Source organism: Paraburkholderia bengalensis (genome assembly GCF_037126505.1).
Lineage (GTDB): Bacteria > Pseudomonadota > Gammaproteobacteria > Burkholderiales > Burkholderiaceae > Paraburkholderia > Paraburkholderia bengalensis.
Genome location: NZ_JACFYJ010000011.1, coordinates 110,278 through 128,266 on the forward strand (window position 1 = coordinate 110,278; position 17,989 = coordinate 128,266).

Annotated in this window: 12 protein-coding genes and 3 pseudogenes; 9 read left to right on the forward strand and 6 right to left on the reverse strand. The window is 66.1% G+C overall.

Features of this window, described 5'->3' with window-relative positions; translation table 11 throughout:
• Nucleotides 1–237: 237 nt before the first annotated feature.
• From H3V53_RS09960 to H3V53_RS09975, 4 genes and pseudogenes are all read right to left on the reverse strand, one after another.
• Nucleotides 238–489, reverse strand: coding sequence for a DUF4148 domain-containing protein (locus tag H3V53_RS09960; protein ID WP_054927026.1), 252 nt, complete (start codon nt 487–489; stop codon nt 238–240).
• Between the two features lie 145 nt (nt 490–634).
• Nucleotides 635–1,414 carry an SPFH domain-containing protein gene (locus H3V53_RS09965; protein WP_054927027.1) on the reverse strand — a complete coding sequence of 260 codons (780 nt, stop codon included), beginning with the start codon at nt 1,412–1,414 and terminating at the stop codon, nt 635–637.
• Between the two features lie 27 nt (nt 1,415–1,441).
• Nucleotides 1,442–3,233 (reverse strand): annotated as a pseudogene (locus H3V53_RS09970) (NfeD family protein).
• Nucleotides 3,234–3,311: 78 nt separating this feature from the next.
• Complete coding sequence (locus H3V53_RS09975; RefSeq protein ID WP_336597807.1) at nt 3,312–4,373, reverse strand: AraC family transcriptional regulator; 1,062 nt, start codon at nt 4,371–4,373, stop codon at nt 3,312–3,314.
• Nucleotides 4,374–4,667: 294 nt separating this feature from the next.
• Here H3V53_RS09975 and H3V53_RS09980 point away from each other — a divergent pair, with 294 nt between their 5' ends.
• The 6 genes from H3V53_RS09980 (at nt 4,668) to H3V53_RS10005 (ending at nt 12,761) form a co-directional block, all read left to right on the forward strand.
• The gene (locus tag H3V53_RS09980) at nt 4,668–5,813 is read left to right on the forward strand and encodes an acyl-CoA dehydrogenase (protein WP_336597808.1); all 1,146 of its coding nucleotides are present in this window, start codon (nt 4,668–4,670) and stop codon (nt 5,811–5,813) included.
• Nucleotides 5,814–5,870: 57 nt separating this feature from the next.
• Nucleotides 5,871–7,577: an AMP-binding protein gene (locus tag H3V53_RS09985; RefSeq protein WP_336597809.1), complete on the forward strand. Its 1,707-nt coding sequence runs from the start codon at nt 5,871–5,873 to the stop codon at nt 7,575–7,577.
• Nucleotides 7,578–7,634: 57 nt separating this feature from the next.
• Complete coding sequence (locus H3V53_RS09990) at nt 7,635–9,164, forward strand: CoA-acylating methylmalonate-semialdehyde dehydrogenase (protein ID WP_336597810.1); 1,530 nt, start codon at nt 7,635–7,637, stop codon at nt 9,162–9,164.
• A 383-nt stretch (nt 9,165–9,547) separates the two neighbouring features.
• Entirely contained in the window at nt 9,548–10,819 is a 1,272-nt protein-coding gene (mmsB, locus tag H3V53_RS09995) for a 3-hydroxyisobutyrate dehydrogenase (protein ID WP_336597811.1), read from the forward strand.
• Entirely contained in the window at nt 10,819–11,616 is a 798-nt protein-coding gene (locus H3V53_RS10000; RefSeq protein WP_336597812.1) for an enoyl-CoA hydratase, read from the forward strand. Before mmsB ends, H3V53_RS10000 begins: the two co-directional genes overlap by 1 nt.
• Nucleotides 11,613–12,761: an enoyl-CoA hydratase/isomerase family protein gene (locus H3V53_RS10005; RefSeq protein ID WP_336597813.1), complete on the forward strand. Its 1,149-nt coding sequence runs from the start codon at nt 11,613–11,615 to the stop codon at nt 12,759–12,761. The genes H3V53_RS10000 and H3V53_RS10005 overlap by 4 nt, the downstream gene beginning before the upstream one ends.
• A gap of 9 nt (nt 12,762–12,770) precedes the next feature.
• On the opposite strand, the gene H3V53_RS10010 is transcribed toward H3V53_RS10005, so the two are convergent.
• The gene (locus tag H3V53_RS10010; protein WP_336597814.1) at nt 12,771–13,727 is read right to left on the reverse strand and encodes a hypothetical protein; all 957 of its coding nucleotides are present in this window, start codon (nt 13,725–13,727) and stop codon (nt 12,771–12,773) included.
• Nucleotides 13,728–14,165: 438 nt separating this feature from the next.
• On the opposite strand from H3V53_RS10010, the gene H3V53_RS10015 reads away from it, so the two are divergent.
• The 3 genes and pseudogenes from H3V53_RS10015 (at nt 14,166) to H3V53_RS10025 (ending at nt 17,917) form a co-directional block, all read left to right on the forward strand.
• A complete protein-coding gene (locus H3V53_RS10015) occupies nt 14,166–14,711 on the forward strand; it encodes a (2Fe-2S)-binding protein (RefSeq protein ID WP_336597815.1) in 546 nt (181 codons plus the stop codon).
• 10 nt (nt 14,712–14,721) lie between these two features.
• Nucleotides 14,722–15,721: pseudogene (locus tag H3V53_RS10020) on the forward strand (FAD binding domain-containing protein).
• A 21-nt stretch (nt 15,722–15,742) separates the two neighbouring features.
• A complete protein-coding gene (locus H3V53_RS10025; protein ID WP_336597816.1) occupies nt 15,743–17,917 on the forward strand; it encodes a xanthine dehydrogenase family protein molybdopterin-binding subunit in 2,175 nt (724 codons plus the stop codon).
• Here the strand turns inward: H3V53_RS10025 and H3V53_RS10030 are convergent.
• Nucleotides 17,892–17,989, reverse strand: a pseudogene (locus H3V53_RS10030) (NAD(P)(+) transhydrogenase (Re/Si-specific) subunit beta); the annotation flags it as partial. The gene H3V53_RS10025 and the pseudogene H3V53_RS10030 overlap by 26 nt on opposite strands.

Genomic DNA, 17,989 nt, shown 5'->3' on the forward strand with positions numbered 1-17,989 from the left:
CCGATGCAACACTTGCGCCCGGGTGGAGCACAGGCGCGCCATGCGCGTCGCTTGCTGCGGGATATCGGCGGATATCAGCGGCTATCTGCGGGTGAAGGGCCGTGATGATACCTGACGCGGCGCGTCGGGCCGGATCGAGGCGAATCGGGAAAAGGGGAAGAAGAGAGAAAGGGAAGCGGCGGGATCACACGACGCGATGCGCGCGGAAAGCACGCATCGCGGATACAAACGTCGGCTTTACTGCTGCACGCCTTGAGCCTGCGCGCGCCGTTGCGCGACGATGCGGCCCGCTGCGATCGCGTTGGACGGATAGTTGATCCAGTCGAGGGGATCATAGCCCGCCTGACGCCATTCCACGAGATCGGCTTTTACTTCGGCGCGTGTCTTGGGCGTGTTCTGATCGTAGACGCGGGCCGTTTGCGCAAGCGCGGAAGACATGGCTGCTGCGCCAATGAGCGCGCCAAGAACCATACGAGGAATCAGTTTCATGGCAGAGCCCTGAAAGTTAGGATGACCCTTTTATTCTAGGTTCTGTATTCGCAATGATTAAGATTGGCAGGTGAAATGAAGCGTTGCTCACTTTGTATCAATGAGCGCAATGAAGGCCTGGTTCATGCAGATGGCCACGCTTCGTTTAGCCCATATGTTGCGAAGACTTGCCCATGCGATCCAGCACGGCCGTGAGCAGATCGACGGGCAGCGGAAACACGATGGTCGAATTCTTGTCGGCGGCGATGGTCGTGAGCGTCTGCAGATAGCGCAGCTGCATCGCCTGCGGTTGTTGCGCGAGCATCTGCGCGGCCTGCAGCAGTTTTTCCGAGGCCTGCAGTTCGCCTTCGGCGTGAATGACCTTCGCGCGCCGTTCGCGCTCGGCCTCCGCCTGACGGGCAATCGCACGGATCATCGTCTCGTTGATGTCGACGTGCTTGATCTCGACGTTCGATACCTTGATGCCCCACGCGTCCGTTTGCGCATCGAGCACGCGCTGGATGTCGGTATTGAGCTGTTCGCGCTCGGACAGCAACTCGTCGAGATCATGCTTGCCGAGCACCGCGCGCAAGGTGGTTTGCGACAGCTGGCTCGTCGCCTCGAAATATTTCGCCACCTGAATCACCGCGCGCTCCGGATCGACCACGCGAAAGTACACGACGGCATTCACCTTGACGGACACGTTGTCGCGGGTGATCACGTCCTGCGGCGGCACGTCGAACACGACGGTGCGCAAGTCCATGCGCACCACCTGCTGCACGACGGGAATGATCAGCACGAGCCCGGGACCCTTGACCTTCCAGAAGCGCCCGAGCATGAACACGACGCCGCGCTCGTACTCGCGAAACACGCGCACTGCCGAAGCGATCAGCACGATTGCCAGCAGGATCAGAATGCTGCCGAAGCCGAATGTGAAACCGATCATGTGCGTTCTCCTTGTTTGGTCACTGCGTCATGCGGTTTTGTGCTGTTGCGGCGCATCGGTTGACGCGTCGATCATCGGGACGACGGTCAGCATCAGGCCGCGCCGCCCCGTGACGCGCACCGTATGGCCCGCCGCCAGCGGCGTCGCGCTGCAGACGCGCCAGCGCTCGCCATGCACGCGAGCCCAGCCGACGCGCTCGGGCTCGCCGTGCAACAGGCTGTCGCGCGGGGCGTCCGCCGGCATATTGGCGGTGACGGCGGTGGCATCGGCCGGGTCGGCGGGATCGGCGGCGCGCAGGCCGTCGTCGAGCACCACGCCGACGCTGCCGATCATCGCCTCGGCGCCCGTCACGACGGGGCGCCGCCGCGAGCGCAGCACCATGCCGGACACGCCGAAGATGAAGAGCGCACTGAACACGACGACGGCGGCGATCATCGGCAGCGGAATGCCGTAGCCGGGCACGTCGGTGTCGATCAGCATCAGCGCGCCGATCGCAAACGCGACGATGCCGCCGAAGCCGAGCGCGCCGAAGGTCGGCAAGAACGCCTCGGCGATCAGGAACGCGAGACCGAGAAAGATCAGACCGAGCCCGACGTAGTTGACGGGCAGCAACTGCAGCGCGAACAGACCCAGCAGCAAGCTGATCGCGCCTGCCACGCCGGGCAGTACGAAGCCGGGATTCGCGAACTCGAAGAACAGGCCGTACATGCCGATCATCAGCAAGATCAAGGCCACGTTGGGATCGGTGATGACGGCGAGGAAGCGGCTGCGCCAGTCCGCTTCGAGCGTGACGATGGGCGCATGCGCCGTCGCGAGACGCTTGGCGCCGGCCGCCGTGTCGACGGTGCGGCCGTCCACCTGCCTGAGCAGATCGGGTAGATCGCGCGCGATCAACATCGACGACTTTCTGGTCGAGCGCGTCGCGCGCGGACAGGCTCACGGCTTCGCGCACCGCGCGTTCGGCCCACTCGACGTTGCGCCCGCGCAGTTGCGCGAGGCCGCGAATGTAGGCTTGCGCGTCGTGCAGCTGCTTGCGCAGCTCCGTCGACTGGCTGTCCATCGCGAGCGGCGCAGACGCGCCGTCATCTTTCGCGGCGGCGCCCGAGGCGGCGGCGTTCGACGCAGGCGCCATGCCGGGTAGCGCGGGCGGCTGGCCGGGATGGGGCGCGTCCTGCCCGCCGATACCCAGCTGCACGGGCGACGCCGCGCCGAGATTGGTGCCCGGCGCCATCGCCGCGATATGGCTCGCGTAGGTGATGTAGGTGCCGGCGCTCGCGGCGCGCGCGCCGCCCGGCGCGATGTAGGTCGCCACGGGCACGGGCGACGCGAGAATCGCCTTGATGATCTGCCGCATCGACGTGTCGAGGCCGCCCGGCGTGTCGAGTTGCAGGACGGCGAGTTGCGCGTGGTCGTCGGCGGCGCGCGCGAGACCGCGCACGATGAAGTCGGCGCTCGCGGGGCTGATCGCGCCAGCGACGGGAATCACGATCACGCTGCCGGGCGCGATGGCGGCGGGCGCGGCAGCGGCGGCAGGAGCGAGCGAGATCGCAACGCACAACGCGAGCGCGAGCGACGATGCGAATGACGATGCGAACCAGGAAGCGAACCAGGAAGCGAACGATAAAGCGAACCGCGTGGCGCCCGTCAGCGCGCGCATGCTCCGCATGCCACGCACGCAATGGGATCTGCAGGCCAACGACGTCCAGGCGCGGGCTGCCGCGAGGGCGCCGCGCGCGATGCATGACACGAAGCATGCGCGCCGCGTAGGCGCGCTGCCCGAACCCGTTTGCCGGAACGGGAATAGCCGGTACGTTCCCATCGTCGACGGCCGGCGCGCGTCGACGCGAGAGTCTGCGTCAGGCGGCGTCTGGCCTGAATAAGCTGGCCTGTCTTAAGCTTAGCCCGAATCTACCGAGTCCGTGCGACGGGACATACCCGCGCCTGCCGGCTGCGCGTTCACCGCACGGTAATCGGCCGGGCGCATCCCCGTCCACTTGCGAAAGGCGCGATGAAACGCGCTCGGCTCGGCGAATCCCAGCGTCGCGGCGATCTCGGCGATCGGCTGCCCGCCGCGCTGCAGTTGCGCAATCGCGATGTCGCGCCGCAGGTCGTCCTTGATCGACTGGTACGTATAGCCTTCCTGCTTCAGATGCCGGCGCATCGTCGCCTCGGCGACGTTCAGGCGTTGCGCGATCTCGTCGGAGCCGGGCCACGCGGACATCGGCAGCGCGCGCAGCGTCTTGCGCACGCGCGCCGCCAGCGAACCCGGATTGCGGTACTTGATGATGAAGCTCGCGGGCGCGTCGCGCAGGAACGGCTTGACGGACTTCGTGGTCTGCACCACGGGCAGCTCGACGAAGTCCGGCGCGAGATCGACGTACGACGTGTCATGCCCGAACGACATCTCGTCGCAGAACATCAGCCGGTACTCGTGCGCGGCGGGCGGCTCGTCGCAGCGAAAGCGCGCCTCGATAAGCGGAATGCGCCGCCCGACCAGCCAGCACACCAGTCCGTAGACGAGGATGAACCAGGTTGCGTAAGCAAACATGGCGGGCTGCCGCGCACCGTCGCGATGAACGAACGCGAGGCGCACGCGGTCGTCGCGCCGCTCGATCTGCACGGACAGATCGTCGAGCACGAGCCGCATGAAGCCGACGGCGCGCACGAGCGCCTGGCCGCCGTTGCGCGCCGTCAGCGCCATCTGCGTCATCGCGATGAAGCTGCCGCTTTTCATCGCGTGCGAGTCCTGGCCGAAGAACTCGTCGTCGAGCGCGCGGGCGATGCCCGCCCACAGCGCGCCGTATTGCGCCGGCGTCACACGGCTTTTCGCGCTGGCAAGCATCTGCGGCGCGATGCCCGCCGCCTCGACGATATTGCGCACGTCGGCGCCGCGCGCGCGGGCGAGCGCCAGCGTCTCTTCGACGAGACTCATCGAGATCGTGCCTCTTTCGGCTTTCATCGGATGGAGGTTCCCTGGTGTTCATGGTCCCTGCGTGGCCGGGAGACTGCATTGCACGATATCTGGCAAATGCGCTCACGTGAATCGCGATGAACGCCCGGCATGGGCGCCATTTTGCCGCATCCAGACGGGCGCCGATATCCATATATGGCAAATGCGCTCACGCAGATTGATCGGACCCGGCATCGAATCCCGCTTTCGCCCCGCCTACACTTGGCGCAACGACGAACGCGCTTCATGGGCAATACAGCAGGCGCATACAGAACAGGCAGTACGCAGACACAGGCGGCGCACATGGACGACTTCTACACCGACGAACAACGCATGATCCGCAACGCGGCGCGAGATTTCTCGCTCGAATGCCTCGCGCCGAACGCGGCGCAATGGGACCGCGAAGGCCGCTTGCCCGATGAAGTCGTCAGACAGATGGGCGAACTCGGCTTTCTCGGCATGATCGTGCCGCCGGAGTGGGGCGGCTCCTATTCCGACTACGTCGCGTATGCGCTCGCTCTCGAAGAAATCGCCGCCGGCTGCGCGGCGTGCGCGACGATGATGAGCGTGCACAACTCCGTCGGCTGCGGGCCGATCCTGAACTTCGGCACCGACGCGCAGAAAGACCGCTATCTCGCCGATCTGGCGACGGGCAAGCGCATCGGCGCGTTCTGCCTGACGGAGCCGCACGCGGGCAGCGAGGCGAACAACATTCGCACGCGCGCCGTGCTGCGCGGCGGCGAGGCGTCGGGCGAATGGGTGCTCAACGGCAGCAAGCAGTTCGTGACGAACGGTGCGCGCGCGAGCCTCGCCATCGTGTTCGCCGTCACCGATCCCGATGCGGGCAAGCGCGGCATCTCCGCGTTCATCGTGCCGACGGATACGCCGGGCTTCAATGTCGGCCGTCCGGAGAACAAGCTCGGCATTCGCGCGTCCGACACCTGCCCGATCTCGCTCGACGACTGCGCCGTGCCCGAAGCGAACCTGCTTGGCGCGCGCGGCGAGGGCCTGCGCATCGCGCTGTCGAATCTGGAAGGCGGGCGCATCGGCATCGCGGCACAGGCGGTCGGCATTGCGCGCGCGGCGTTCGATGCCGCCCGCAGCTATGCGAACGAGCGCATCCAGTTCGGCAAGGCGCTGAAGGAGCATCAGGCCATCGCCAACATGCTGGCCGACATGGCGACGCGCCTGAACGCCGCGCGCCTGCTCGTGCATCACGCAGCGCGGCTGCGCAGCGCGGGGCGGCCGTGCCTGTCGGAGGCGTCGCAGGCCAAGCTGTATGCGTCCGAGGTGGCCGAACAGGTCTGCTCGAAGGCGATCCAGATTCACGGCGGCTACGGCTATCTGGAGGATTACGCCGTCGAGCGGCACTACCGCGATGCGCGCATCACGCAGATTTACGAAGGCACGAGCGAAGTACAAAGAATGGTTATCGCGCGGCACGTTTGAGCGCAGAATAACCGGCCAACAGAGCGCGAGCAGCGCCATACGACACAGGAGACGACGATGACGGCAGCCCAAGGCTTTTTCGATGCGCGCGACCTGTTGTTGCGCCACCGCACCGACTACGAGCGCGCCTATGGCGAGTTCAGATGGCCGCCACTCGGCGCGTTCAACTGGGCGCTCGATTACTTCGATGTCGTCGCGAAGAACAATGACCAGCCCGCGCTATGGATCGTCGACGATCCCGCTTCCGAAGGGCTGAAGCTGTCGTACGCGCAGATGTCCGAGCGCTCGTCGCGCATGGCGAACTTTCTGCGCGGGCTAGGCGTGGGACGCGGCGACAAGCTGCTGCTGATGCTGCCGAACCGCGTCGAACTGTGGGACGTGATGCTCGCCGCGATGAAGCTCGGCGCGATCGTGCTGCCCGCCACCACGCAACTGTCGCCCGACGACGTGCGTGATCGCGTGCAGATCGGCGGGGCGAACTTCGTGATCGTCGACAGCGCGGAGACGGGCAAGTTCGACGCGCTGGACGTGCCGCTCAAACGCATCTGCGTCGGCGCGCCGCGCGAAGGCTGGACGGACATCGCCGCCGCGTATGACGCGCCTGCCGCGTTCGCACCCGATGCCCCGACGCATGCCACCGATCCCATGCTGCTCTATTTCACGTCGGGCACCACGTCGAAGCCGAAACTCGTCGAGCACACGCATCAGAGCTATCCCGTCGGCCATCTGTCGACGATGTACTGGATCGGTCTGCAACCGGGCGACATCCACTGGAACATCAGCTCACCGGGCTGGGCCAAGCATGCATGGAGCTGCTTCTTCGCGCCGTGGAATGCGCAGGCGTGCGTGTTCGTCTACAACTTCGCGCGCTTCGTGCCGAAGGACACGCTCGACGTGCTGGTGCGCTGCAACGTCACCACGCTGTGCGCGCCGCCCACGGTCTGGCGCATGCTCGTGCAGGAGCCGCTCGCGTCGTATCCCGTGAAGCTGCGCGAGATCGTCGGCGCGGGCGAGCCGTTGAATCCGGAGATCATCGAGCGCGTGCGGCACGCCTGGAACATCACGATCCGCGACGGCTACGGGCAAACGGAAACGACCTGCCAGATCGGCAATCCGCCGGGGCAGCCCGTCGTGCCCGGCTCGATGGGGCGTCCGTTGCCCGGCTATCGCGTCGAACTCGTCGATGCCGACGACCATCCCGTGACGGAAGGCGAGATCGCGCTGCCGCTCGCCGATCGTCCCCTCGGTTTGATGACGGGCTACGCGAACAACGCGAAGGCCACCGAGCACGCGATGCGCAACGGCTACTACCACACGTCCGATGTCGCGCTGCGCCGCGACGACGGTTATCTCGTCTACGTGGGCCGTTCGGACGACGTGTTCAAGTCGTCGGATTACCGGCTCAGTCCGTTCGAACTGGAAAGCGTGCTGATCGAGCACGAAGCGATCGCCGAAGCGGCCGTGGTGCCGAGCAACGATCCGCTGCGTCTTTCCGTGCCGAAGGCGTTCGTCACCGTGCGACATGGTTTCGAAGCTGGGCCCGAGCTCGCGCGCGACGTGTTCCGCTTTTCGCGCGAAAAGCTCGCGCCGTACAAGCGCATTCGCCGCCTGCAATTCAGCGAGTTGCCGAAGACGATTTCCGGCAAGATCCGCCGTGTCGAATTGCGGCGGCGCGAAATGGAGCGCACGGATCAACCCGCGCGCTTGCCGGACGAGTATTGGGAAGAGGACTTTCCCGAGCTTCGCAATGGCAACGGCAACTGAGCAGCCTCTCATTGGCCACATACGGCGGCTATCGATAGTCAACAGGAGATATTCAGCATGAGCGCAATTCCAACGTCCGTCACGGGTCAGAAGGTCGAGACCGTCAAGCTGCTGATCAACGGCGAGTTCGTCGAATCAGCGGCGACCGAGTGGCGCGACATCGTGAACCCGGCCACGCAAGACGTGCTCGCACGCGTGCCGTTCGCGACGAAACAGGAAGTGGACGCCGCGATCCGTGCCGCGCACGCCGCGTTCGCGACATGGAAGAACACGCCGATCGGCGCGCGCATGCGCATCATGCTGAAGTACCAGGCGCTGATTCGCGAGCACATGCCGCGCATCGCGAAGACGCTGACGGCCGAACAGGGCAAGACGCTGCCCGATGCCGAAGGCGACATTTTCCGCGGCCTCGAAGTGGTCGAGCATGCGTGTTCGATCGGCACGCTGCAGCAGGGCGAGTTCGCGGAGAACGTTGCGGGCAGCGTCGACACGTACACGCTGCGCCAGCCGATTGGCGTGTGCGCGGGCATCACGCCGTTCAACTTTCCCGCGATGATTCCGCTGTGGATGTTTCCGATGGCGATCGTGTGCGGCAACACGTTCGTGCTGAAGCCTTCGGAACAGGACCCGCTGTCGACGATGCAACTGGTCGAGCTCGCCCTCGAAGCAGGCGTGCCGAAGGGCGTGCTGAACGTCGTGCACGGCGGCAAGCAAGTCGTCGATGCGCTGTGTACACATGAACTCGTGAAGGCGATTTCGTTCGTCGGCTCGACGGCGGTGGGCACGCATGTGTACAACCTGGGCAGCCAGCACGGCAAGCGCGTGCAATCGATGATGGGCGCGAAGAACCACGCCGTCGTGCTGCCCGACGCGAACCGCGAGCAGACGCTGAATGCACTGGCTGGCGCGGGCTTTGGCGCGGCGGGGCAGCGTTGCATGGCGACGTCGGTGGTGGTGCTGGTGGGGGCGTCGAAGGACTGGCTGCCGGCACTCGTCGAGAAGGCGAAGACGCTGAAGGTGAATGCGGGCCACGAGCCGAACACGGACGTCGGGCCTGTCGTCTCGCGTGCCGCGAAGGCGCGCATTACCGGTTTGATCGAAACGGGCGTGAAGGAAGGCGCGAAGCTGGTGCTCGACGGCCGAAACGTGAAGGTGGCGGGCTATGAGGACGGCAACTTCGTCGGCCCGACGATTTTCAGCGACGTCACCCCCGAGATGGACGTCTACAAGACGGAGATTTTCGGGCCGGTGTTGTGCGTGATGACGGTGCCGACGCTGGACGATGCGATTGCGCTCGTGAATGCCAATCCGATGGGCAATGGCGTGGGACTCTTCACGCAGAGCGGGGCGGCCGCGCGCAAGTTCCAGAGCGAGATCGACATTGGACAGGTGGGGATCAACATCCCGATTCCCGTGCCGGTGCCGTTCTTTTCCTTTACGGGTTCGAGGGGATCGAAGCTCGGGGATCTCGGGCCGTACGGCAAGCAGGTCGTGCAGTTCTATACGCAGACAAAGACGGTGACAGCGCGGTGGTTCGACGATGCAGCCGTTAGTGATGGTGTGAACACCACGATTAGCTTGAAGTAGGGTGTTTGGGTTGTCTGCGACGCTGGGGGGCCTTCGCGGCGCGGGCGTTGCCGGTGTGTGTTTGCCCTTTGCGTGCGCATCCGCGTTGCGCCTTCGCGGCGCGGGCGTTGCCGGTGTGTGTTGCCCTCTGTGCGGGCATCCGCGATGGCGCCTTCGCGGCGCTAGCGTTGCCCCTGTGCGGGGCGGCACCTACTTTTCTTTGCCGGCTGCAAAGAAAAGTAGGCAAAAGAAAGCAGCATCAGCACTTGCCCACGGGCCCCCAACGTTCCCATGCCGGAAGGGGCGGTTGAACTTCCAACGCCGCATGCCGGTGTATTGGTGCATGGCGCGGGTCAGGCGCCTGCGAGTGCGTTGGCAACGCGTGCAAGCAGGCGTGCTGCCGCATGAAGTGTGGGGACGTTGGGGGCCCGTGGGTGAGTGTCAAGGGCTGGCGGTGTGAGCGGCTTTCTTTTGCCTGCTTTTCTTTGCCGCTGCAAAGAAAAGTAGGTGCCGCCCCGCACAGGGGCAACGCCCGCGCCGCGAGGCGCCATCGCGGATGCCCGCACAGAGGGCAACAGACACCGGCAACGCCCGCGCCGCGAAGGCGCTATCGCGATGCCAGCGAACAGGGCAAGGACACAACGGCAACGCCCGCGCCGCGAGGCGCTAACGCGGATGCCCGCGCAAAGGGGGCAACACACAATGGCAACGCCTGCGCCGCGAAGGCGCAACGCGAATGCCAGCGCCGTAAGAAGCAAACCGACTTGGAGACACAGCAAATGAAAATCGGCTTCATAGGACTGGGCAACATGGGCGCGCCGATGGCGCACAACCTGGTGAAGGCGGGGCATGCTCTAACGGCATATGACGTCAGCGCAGAAGCGATGCAGACACTCGCCGCCGCAGGCGCAAAAACAGCGCCATCGCCCAAGGCAGCAGCGCAAGACGCAGACTTCGTGATCACGATGCTCCCGGCGGCTGCGCACGTCAAAGCGGTGCTAACGGGAGAAGAAGGTATCTTCGCGGCCACAGCGAAGAAGAACGTGACGATCATCGATTCGAGCACGATCGACCCCGCCAGCGTCAAAGCCTTCGCCGAACTGGCGAACCAGAACGGCAATGCCTTCGTCGATGCGCCTGTATCGGGCGGCACAGGCGGCGCCGCAGCGGGCACGCTGACCTTCATGGTGGGCGGCAGCAAGGAAGCCTACGAACACGTCAAACCCGTCCTCTCGGCAATGGGCAAGAACATCGTCCATTGCGGCGACACGTCGACAGGACAGGTCGCGAAGATCTGCAACAACCTCGTGCTCGGCATCACGATGGCAGGTGTCTCCGAAGCCATGGCGCTCGGCGAAGCGCTCGGCATCGATCCGGCAGTGCTCGGCGGCATCATCAATACGTCGACGGGACGCTGCTGGAGTTCGGACACCTATAACCCGTTTCCAGGCGTGATCGAAATGGCACCGTCGACGCGCGGCTACACGGGCGGCTTCGGCACCGACCTCATGCTCAAAGACCTCGGTCTCGCCACCGACGCCGCGAAGCACGCGCGTCAACCCGTCTATCTCGGCGCGCTCGCGCAGCAGCTCTATCAGACGATGAGCACGAAAGGCGCGGGCAGACTCGACTTTTCCGCCGTCATCAAGCTCTATCGCAAGGAAGGAAACACCTGATGATCGAACTCGAATACGCCCATGCGGGCAGCGTCGCGCTGCTGACGCTCAAGCGACCGCCCGCCAACGCGTTCACGCCCGAAGGACTGTTGCAGTTGCAGCAGAGCATCGAACGTCTGAACGGCGAAGCGCAAGTGCGCGCAATCGTCATCACAGGCGACGGCCCGAAGTTCTTCAGCGCGGGCGCCGACCTCAACACGTTCGCCGACGGCAACCGGGAAGTCGCGCGCGTCGCGGCCGCGCGCTTCGGCGCAGCGTTCGAGGCGGTGCAGAACGCGCGTCCCGTCGTGATCGCCGCGATCAACGGCTATGCGATGGGCGGCGGACTCGAATGCGCGCTCGCGTGCGATATCCGCATCGCCGAGCAGCACGCCGTAATGGCGCTGCCGGAAACGGCCGTCGGCCTGCTGCCGTGCGGCTGCGGCACGCAGACGCTGCCGTGGCTCGTCGGCGAAGGCTGGGCGAAGCGCATCGTGCTGACGGGCGAACGCGTCGATGCCGCGACGGCGCTGCGCATCGGTCTCGTCGAGGAAGTCGTCGAGAAAGGCGCGGCGCGCCAGTTCGCGCTGCAGATGGCGGCGCGCGTCGCGGGGCTTAGTCCGCAGGCTGTCACGTTCAGCAAGGCGCTGATCCAGCAGGCGCGCGACGGCGTGCCGCGCAAGGCGGCACTGGCCGTCGAGCGCGAGCGCTTCGTCGATCTGTTCGACGGCGCCGACCAGCGCGAAGGCGTCAACGCGTTCCTCGAAAAGCGCGCGCCGAACTGGCAAGGCGCGCAGGCGCAGGAGTCGCAGCGATGAGCGCCGTCGTCGCACAGCAGACGGCAGATGAGCGCGAAGTGCTGTTTCGCGTCGTCAATCGCGTGGCGATCATCACGCTGAATCGCCCCGCCGCGCTCAACGCGCTGTCGCATGAGATGGTGCGCGAGCTGGCCGCGCTGATCGAACGTTGCCGCACCGACAGCGAGATCGATGCCGTCGTGCTGCGCGGCGCGGGCCCGAAGGGTTTCTGCGCGGGCGGCGACGTGCGCGCGCTGTACGCCATGCGGCAACGCAACGACGGCGGCTGGCAGCAGTTCTTTATCGACGAATACCGGCTCGACTACGCGCTGCACACATTTCCGAAACCGATCGTCGCGCTGCTCGACGGCATCGCGATGGGCGGCGGCATGGGCCTCGGTCAGGCGGCGCGGCTGCGCATCGTTACCGAGCGCACGAAAATCGCGATGCCGGAGACGCGCATCGGCTTTCTGCCCGACGTCGGCGCGACGCGCTTTCTGGGCGCGATGTCCGCCGAGCTCGAGCTGTACGTCGGACTGACGGGCGCGACCCTCACGGGCGCGGAAGCGCTGCTGCTGAAACTGGCCGATCTCTGCGTGCCGTCCGAATGGCTCGATACCTTCGAGGAGCGGCTCTCGCGTATCGATACGACCGGCCTGGGCGCCGACGAATGGATGCGCGCGCTGCGCACGGTATTCGCGCCGCCGTGCAACATCGTCCCGCATGCCGGCCTCGCGGCGTTCATGCAGCCGATCCTGCGTCACTTCGACCGGCGCTCGGGCATCGAGCGCATCGTCGCTTCGCTGCGCCAGGATCTGGAGCGCGAGCATCCGCGCGAGATGCGTCAATGGCTGCAGGCTACCTACGACGCGATGACCTCGCACTCGCCGACCATGCTGCACGTGACGCGCGAAGCGCTGCTGCGCGGCCGTCAGATGACGCTCGCCGAATGTTTCCGGATGGAGTTGGGCATCGTCACGCGCGCAATCGAAGAGGGCGACTTCAGCGAAGGCGTGCGGGCGCACCTCGTCGACAGGGATCGCACGCCGCGCTGGGCGCCCGCGACGCTCGCCGAGGTGCGGCCCGAGCGCGTACGGCATTTCCTGGCGTCGCCGTGGCGCGAGGCGGCACATCCGTTGGCCGATCTCGGTGTGCAGCCGCATTAGAAGCACAGATCAGAAGCGGTAGCCGATACCGCCGAGCAGCACATCCGTATCGCGGCTGTAGCGCGTCACGACGCGGTTCCACGTGACGCGCGCCGCCCAGTGCGGCGTGAAGCGATACGACGCTGAGATCGATACGAGGCCCGACAGCACGCCGTCGCCCGACGGACGCTCGTCGGGGTCGTCGCCATGATGGATGGCGGCATACGCGCCCGCGCCGAAGCCGAGGGTCAGGCGATCGTCGAGGAACGCGCGCGTGAGCCACAGTTGCGCGGTCATGCCGTCGCGGCGGGCTTCCAGCCCGCCGCCTTCATGCAGATAGCCGAGCGTGGCGTCGAGGTAATGCGTGAGCCCGCGGCGATATTCGATCGACCCGGCCGTCGCTGTCTGCGAATCGAGGCTGTTGAGAATCGTGCGCCCCACCAGCAGCGAGATTTCGTTGTCCGTCACGTCGCGCATGCGCGGCAGCGCGAACGCGCGCGGGCCGGGCTCGTCGGGCGCGTCGAGCTGATAGCCGACGCCGACCAGCACGGCCGTCGTCGACGGTCCGCGTGAGACCTGCACGCGGTTCAACTGCAGATTCGCCGTCCAGCGGCGCGACGTGTACCACGTGGCCCGCGCGCTGAACAGACCGCCCCAGCCGTGCGTGTTCGAATAGCCCAGGCCTTGCTCGGCAGCTTCTGTGTCGAAGTAGCGGTAAGGTCCGGCGCCGAGCGCGACGACCAAACGGTTGTCGGCCAGCGGCAGGCGCCCCCAGATCTGGATCGCCTGGCCGTCGCGATGATGGTCGGGAATGTGGCCTTCGTTGAGCCACGTGATGCTGCCGGCAACGTATCTGCCGAATCCTTCCGTGTAGTCGATGGCCCATGAATACGTGTTGGTATCGGCGCCCCGGAGCCAGCCTCCGTACAGGCCGATTTCCTGCGCCGATGCCGGTCTCGCCGACAGCGCGGCACAGGTCGCCGTCATGAGCAGCGCGGGTCGCAACAAAGCATTCAGGCGATGGCGCGCTTTGTTCTGCCCGCTGTTCGTCCGATTCTTCTTCAATAGGCGCTCCTGAGATTGAAAATCATTCTGAATGAATTGACGAATTCGTGCGCCGCAAGGGCTGATCTGCTGTTTGCTGTTTTTTGGCAAGGCGGATGCGGCCGCAGGTATCGCGCTTGCTCCACACTTCGGCTCGACGTTCAGGCACGAAGACGGGCGGCGCGCGTCGCACGGAACGGGGGCACCTTGGCATTTCACGCCGCGAGCGCGTCCGACAATCGCCGCCTATACTTTCCGCTTGTCCATCGGCGCGCCACGCTGCCGCAACGCGTCTAACGCGTTGCGGCGCCGCACGCCATCTGGCATTCGACTGTCTTCCGCCCGATCGTCCCCATCCGATTGCTGCATGGAGATTTCCCGATGCCTCATACCCTTTCCCGCCACGAAGCCGCACCGCAGACCAGCCGTTCTCGCGAGCCGGACGGCGAGTCCGCGTCGAGCGTGACGATTCCCGTCGAGCTGAACGTGAACGGCCAGCATTACGCGTTCGCGCTCGACCCGCGCACCACGCTGCTCGACGCGCTGCGCGAATACCTGCATCTGACGGGCACGAAAAAAGGCTGCGACCACGGTCAATGCGGCGCGTGCACGGTGCATGTGAACGGCCGGCGCGTGAACGCGTGCCTGTCGCTCGCGGCCACGCACGCCGACGACACGATCACCACCATCGAAGGCGTCGGCGAGCCGGACGCGCTGCATCCCATGCAGGCCGCGTTCGTCGAATGCGACGGCTATCAGTGCGGCTACTGCACATCGGGCCAGATCATGTCGGCGCTCGCGCTGCTCGACGAAGCCGTCGGTCCCGACGATGCCGACGTGCGCGAAGCGATGAGCGGCAATCTGTGCCGCTGCGGCGCCTACCAGAACATCGTGGCGGCCATCCAGTCCGTGCGCGGCAAGCGCTAGGGAGGCCGCCATGGAACTGTTCAAGCTCTCGCGCGCGACGACGTGCGCGACGCCGTCATGGCGGGCGCCGCGTCGCAGACGGCGCAGCAGGGTGCGCAGGTGCGCTTTCTCGCGGGCGGCACGACGCTGCTGGACCTGATGAAGCTCGACGTCGAGACGCCCGCGCGCGTGGTCGACATCAGCCGCCTGCCGCTCGATCACGTCGAAATCACCGACGAAGGCGGCGTGCGCATCGGCGCGACGGTGCGCAACGCCGATCTCGCCTTGCATCCGCTGATTCACGAGCCGTACGCGGTGCTGTCGCAGGCGCTGCTCGCGGGCGCGTCGGCGCAGCTGCGCAACATGGCGACCACGGCGGGCAACCTGCTGCAACGCACGCGCTGCGTCTACTTCCGCGACACCGCGATGCCGTGCAACAAGCGCGCGCCCGGCTCGGGCTGCTCCGCTATCACCGGCTTCAACCGGACGATGGCGATACTCGGCACGAGCGACGCATGTATCGCGACCAATCCGTCCGACATGAATGTCGCGCTTGCGGCGCTCGGCGCGACGATCCAGATTCAGGGGACGAAGGGCGAGCGCAGCGTGCCCATCGACGATTTCTACCTGCTGCCGGGCGACACGCCCCAGCGCGAGACCGTGCTCGAACCCGGCGATCTCGTCACGCACGTCACGCTGCCGCCCATTCCGGGCAGCCGCTCGCTGTATCTGAAGCTCGCGACCGGGCGTCGTACGAGTTCGCGCTTGCGTCGGCGGCCGTCGTCGTCAACGTGGCCGACGGGCGCATCACGCGCGCGGGCATCGCGCTGGGCGGCGTCGGCACGAAGCCGTGGCATGCGCGCGAGGCGGAAGCGGAACTCGTGGGCGCCGCGCCCGACGAGGCGAGCTTCGCGCGCGCCGCCGATGCCGCGCTTGCCGGTGCGAAGGCGTCTAGCCAGAACGGCTTCAAGATCGAACTATCAAGACGCTGCCTGATACATGCATTGATAAAAGTCACGCAGTCCGTCTGACTCTTCATGAGGACTTCTTTCATGTCCACTGTGTCCGATTCCCTGCTGTCCGTCGTCGGGCAGCCGCAGTCGCGCATCGACGGCCCGCTGAAGGTGAGCGGGCGCGCCGTCTATACGTCCGACGTCGATCTGCCCGACATGCTCTACGCGGTGCCCGTGTGCGCGACGATCGCGAGCGGTCGTGTGACGTCGCTTGAATTCGCCGCCGCGCAGGCCATGCCCGGCGTGCGCATGGTCCTGCACCGCGGCAACATCGGCCGCTTCTACCGGATCTCGGGCAATTCGATGGAGACGGGCTTCGTCGACGAAGCCCGTCCGCCGTTCGAAGACGATGTGATCCGCTATTACGGCCAGTACGTGGCCGCAGTGGTCGCCGAGACGTTCGAGGCGGCGAGCGCCGCCGCGGCGGCCGTGAAAGTCGGCTATGAGGTCGCGCCGCATGATGTCAGCGACGAACTGCAGGCAAGCGGCGAGCCGAAAGTCGCGAGCGAGCGCGGCGACGCGGCGGCAGCCTACGAGCGCAGCGAAGTGAAGCTCGACGAAACCTATGTGACGCCCGCCGAAACGCACAACCCGATCGAGCTGCACGCGACCATCGCGGATTGGGACGGCGACGGCTACACGTTCTACGAAACGACCCAGGCCGTGTCGAACCATCAAGGCACGCTGATGCAGATGCTCGGCTTGCCGAAGGAGAAAGTGCGCGTGATCTCGCGCTATCTGGGCTCGGGCTTCGGCGGCAAGCTCTGGATGTGGCCGCATTCGCTGCTCGCGGCGGCTGCGTCGCGGCATGCTGGGCAGCCCGTGAAGCTGGTCGTGAGCCGCAAGATGATGTTCCAGAACGTCGGCCATCGTCCCACCACGCAGCAGCGCATGCGCCTTTCCGCCGATCGCAGCGGCAAGCTCACGTCGATCCGCCACGACTACGTCAACCACACGGCGATCGCCGACGATTACGAAGAGAGCTGCGGCGAGATCACGCCGTTTCTGTACAGCGTGCCGAATCTGCGCGTCACTTCGGCGCTCGCGCGGCGCAACGTCGGCTCGCCGACGGCGATGCGCGGGCCGGGCGCCGTGCCCGGGCTCTACGCGCTCGAGTCGGCGATGAACGAGATGGCGCGCAACCTCGACATCGATCCCGTCGCGTTCCGCTTGATGAACGAACCAAAGGTCGACGAATCGACGGGCTTGCCGTTTTCGTCGCGGCATCTGGTCGAGTGCCTGCAAACGGGTGCGCAGAAGTTCGGCTGGTCGGAACGCACGCCGCAGACCGGCTCGATGACGCGCGACGGCTTGACGCTCGGCTGGGGCGTCGGCGCGTGCGGCTGGCCGGGGCTGCGCTTTTCGGCGCAAGCGAGCGTCGATCTGCGCGCGGACGGCACGGCGCGTGTGGTGTGCGGCACGCAGGACATCGGCACGGGCACGTACACGGTGCTTGCGCAACTGGTCGCGGGCCACACGGGTATTGCGCTCGACCAGATCGAAGTCGCGCTGGGCGACACGATGCTGCCGCCCGGACCCATTTCAGGCGGCTCGGCGGCGACGGCTTCCGTGATCCCCGCCGTGCTTCAGGCGGCGCGCGCGGCGACCGACATCGTGCTGACGAAGGCCGTCGCGATAAGCGAATCGCCGTTCAGCGGCATGGACAAGGACGCGCTCGCGTTCAGCGCGGGCCGCGTGCATCGCAAGTCGGAGGCGGCGCACACGGGCGTGCCGTTCGGCGAGATCCTGCAGGCCGCGCGCATGCACGCGGCGTCAGGCAAAGGCAGCGCGCAGGGCGGCTTCGACGATCCGTTGAAAAAGCACTATTCGATCTACTCGTATGGCGCGCATTTCGCCGAGGTGACGTGGCAGCCGGAAATCGCGCGGCTACGCGTGAGCCGCGTGGTGACGGTGATCGACGCGGGGCGAATACTGAATCCGCGCGCCGGGCGCAATCAGATCGAGGGCGCCGTGGTGATGGGCGTCGGCATGGCGCTCTTCGAGCACACCATGTACGACCCGCAAAACGGCGCCCCCATCAACAGCAATCTCGCCGACTACATCGTGCCGTCGCATGCCGACGCGCCTGAACTCGACGTGACGTTCCTCGATCATCCCGACACCGTGTTCAACGAACTCGGCGCGCGCGGCATCGCGGAGATCGGACTGGCGGGCGTCGCGGCGGCCCGCCCTTCTCGATCAGCAGATCGGTGAGTTCTTTCAACGCATGCTGCGCGCGTGCGACGGCCAGACCGTAGCCCGGCACGATCACGACGGTTTCCGCGT

Bases quoted from the DNA above. Each gene is read 5' to 3' on its own strand.
- H3V53_RS10000 (WP_336597812.1), top strand. From the start codon at position 10,819: ATGATCGAACTCGAATACGCCCATGCGGGCAGCGTCGCGCTGCTGACG.
- H3V53_RS10010 (WP_336597814.1), bottom strand. From the start codon at position 13,727: ATGACGGCGACCTGTGCCGCGCTGTCGGCGAGACCGGCATCGGCGCAG.
- H3V53_RS09965 (WP_054927027.1), bottom strand. From the start codon at position 1,414: ATGATCGGTTTCACATTCGGCTTCGGCAGCATTCTGATCCTGCTGGCA.
- H3V53_RS09985 (WP_336597809.1), top strand. From the start codon at position 5,871: ATGACGGCAGCCCAAGGCTTTTTCGATGCGCGCGACCTGTTGTTGCGC.
- H3V53_RS09960 (WP_054927026.1), bottom strand. From the start codon at position 489: ATGAAACTGATTCCTCGTATGGTTCTTGGCGCGCTCATTGGCGCAGCA.
- mmsB (WP_336597811.1), top strand. From the start codon at position 9,548: ATGAAGTGTGGGGACGTTGGGGGCCCGTGGGTGAGTGTCAAGGGCTGG.
- H3V53_RS10005 (WP_336597813.1), top strand. From the start codon at position 11,613: ATGAGCGCCGTCGTCGCACAGCAGACGGCAGATGAGCGCGAAGTGCTG.
- H3V53_RS09975 (WP_336597807.1), bottom strand. From the start codon at position 4,373: ATGAAAGCCGAAAGAGGCACGATCTCGATGAGTCTCGTCGAAGAGACG.
- H3V53_RS09980 (WP_336597808.1), top strand. From the start codon at position 4,668: ATGGACGACTTCTACACCGACGAACAACGCATGATCCGCAACGCGGCG.
- H3V53_RS10015 (WP_336597815.1), top strand. From the start codon at position 14,166: ATGCCTCATACCCTTTCCCGCCACGAAGCCGCACCGCAGACCAGCCGT.
- H3V53_RS09990 (WP_336597810.1), top strand. From the start codon at position 7,635: ATGAGCGCAATTCCAACGTCCGTCACGGGTCAGAAGGTCGAGACCGTC.
- H3V53_RS10025 (WP_336597816.1), top strand. From the start codon at position 15,743: ATGTCCACTGTGTCCGATTCCCTGCTGTCCGTCGTCGGGCAGCCGCAG.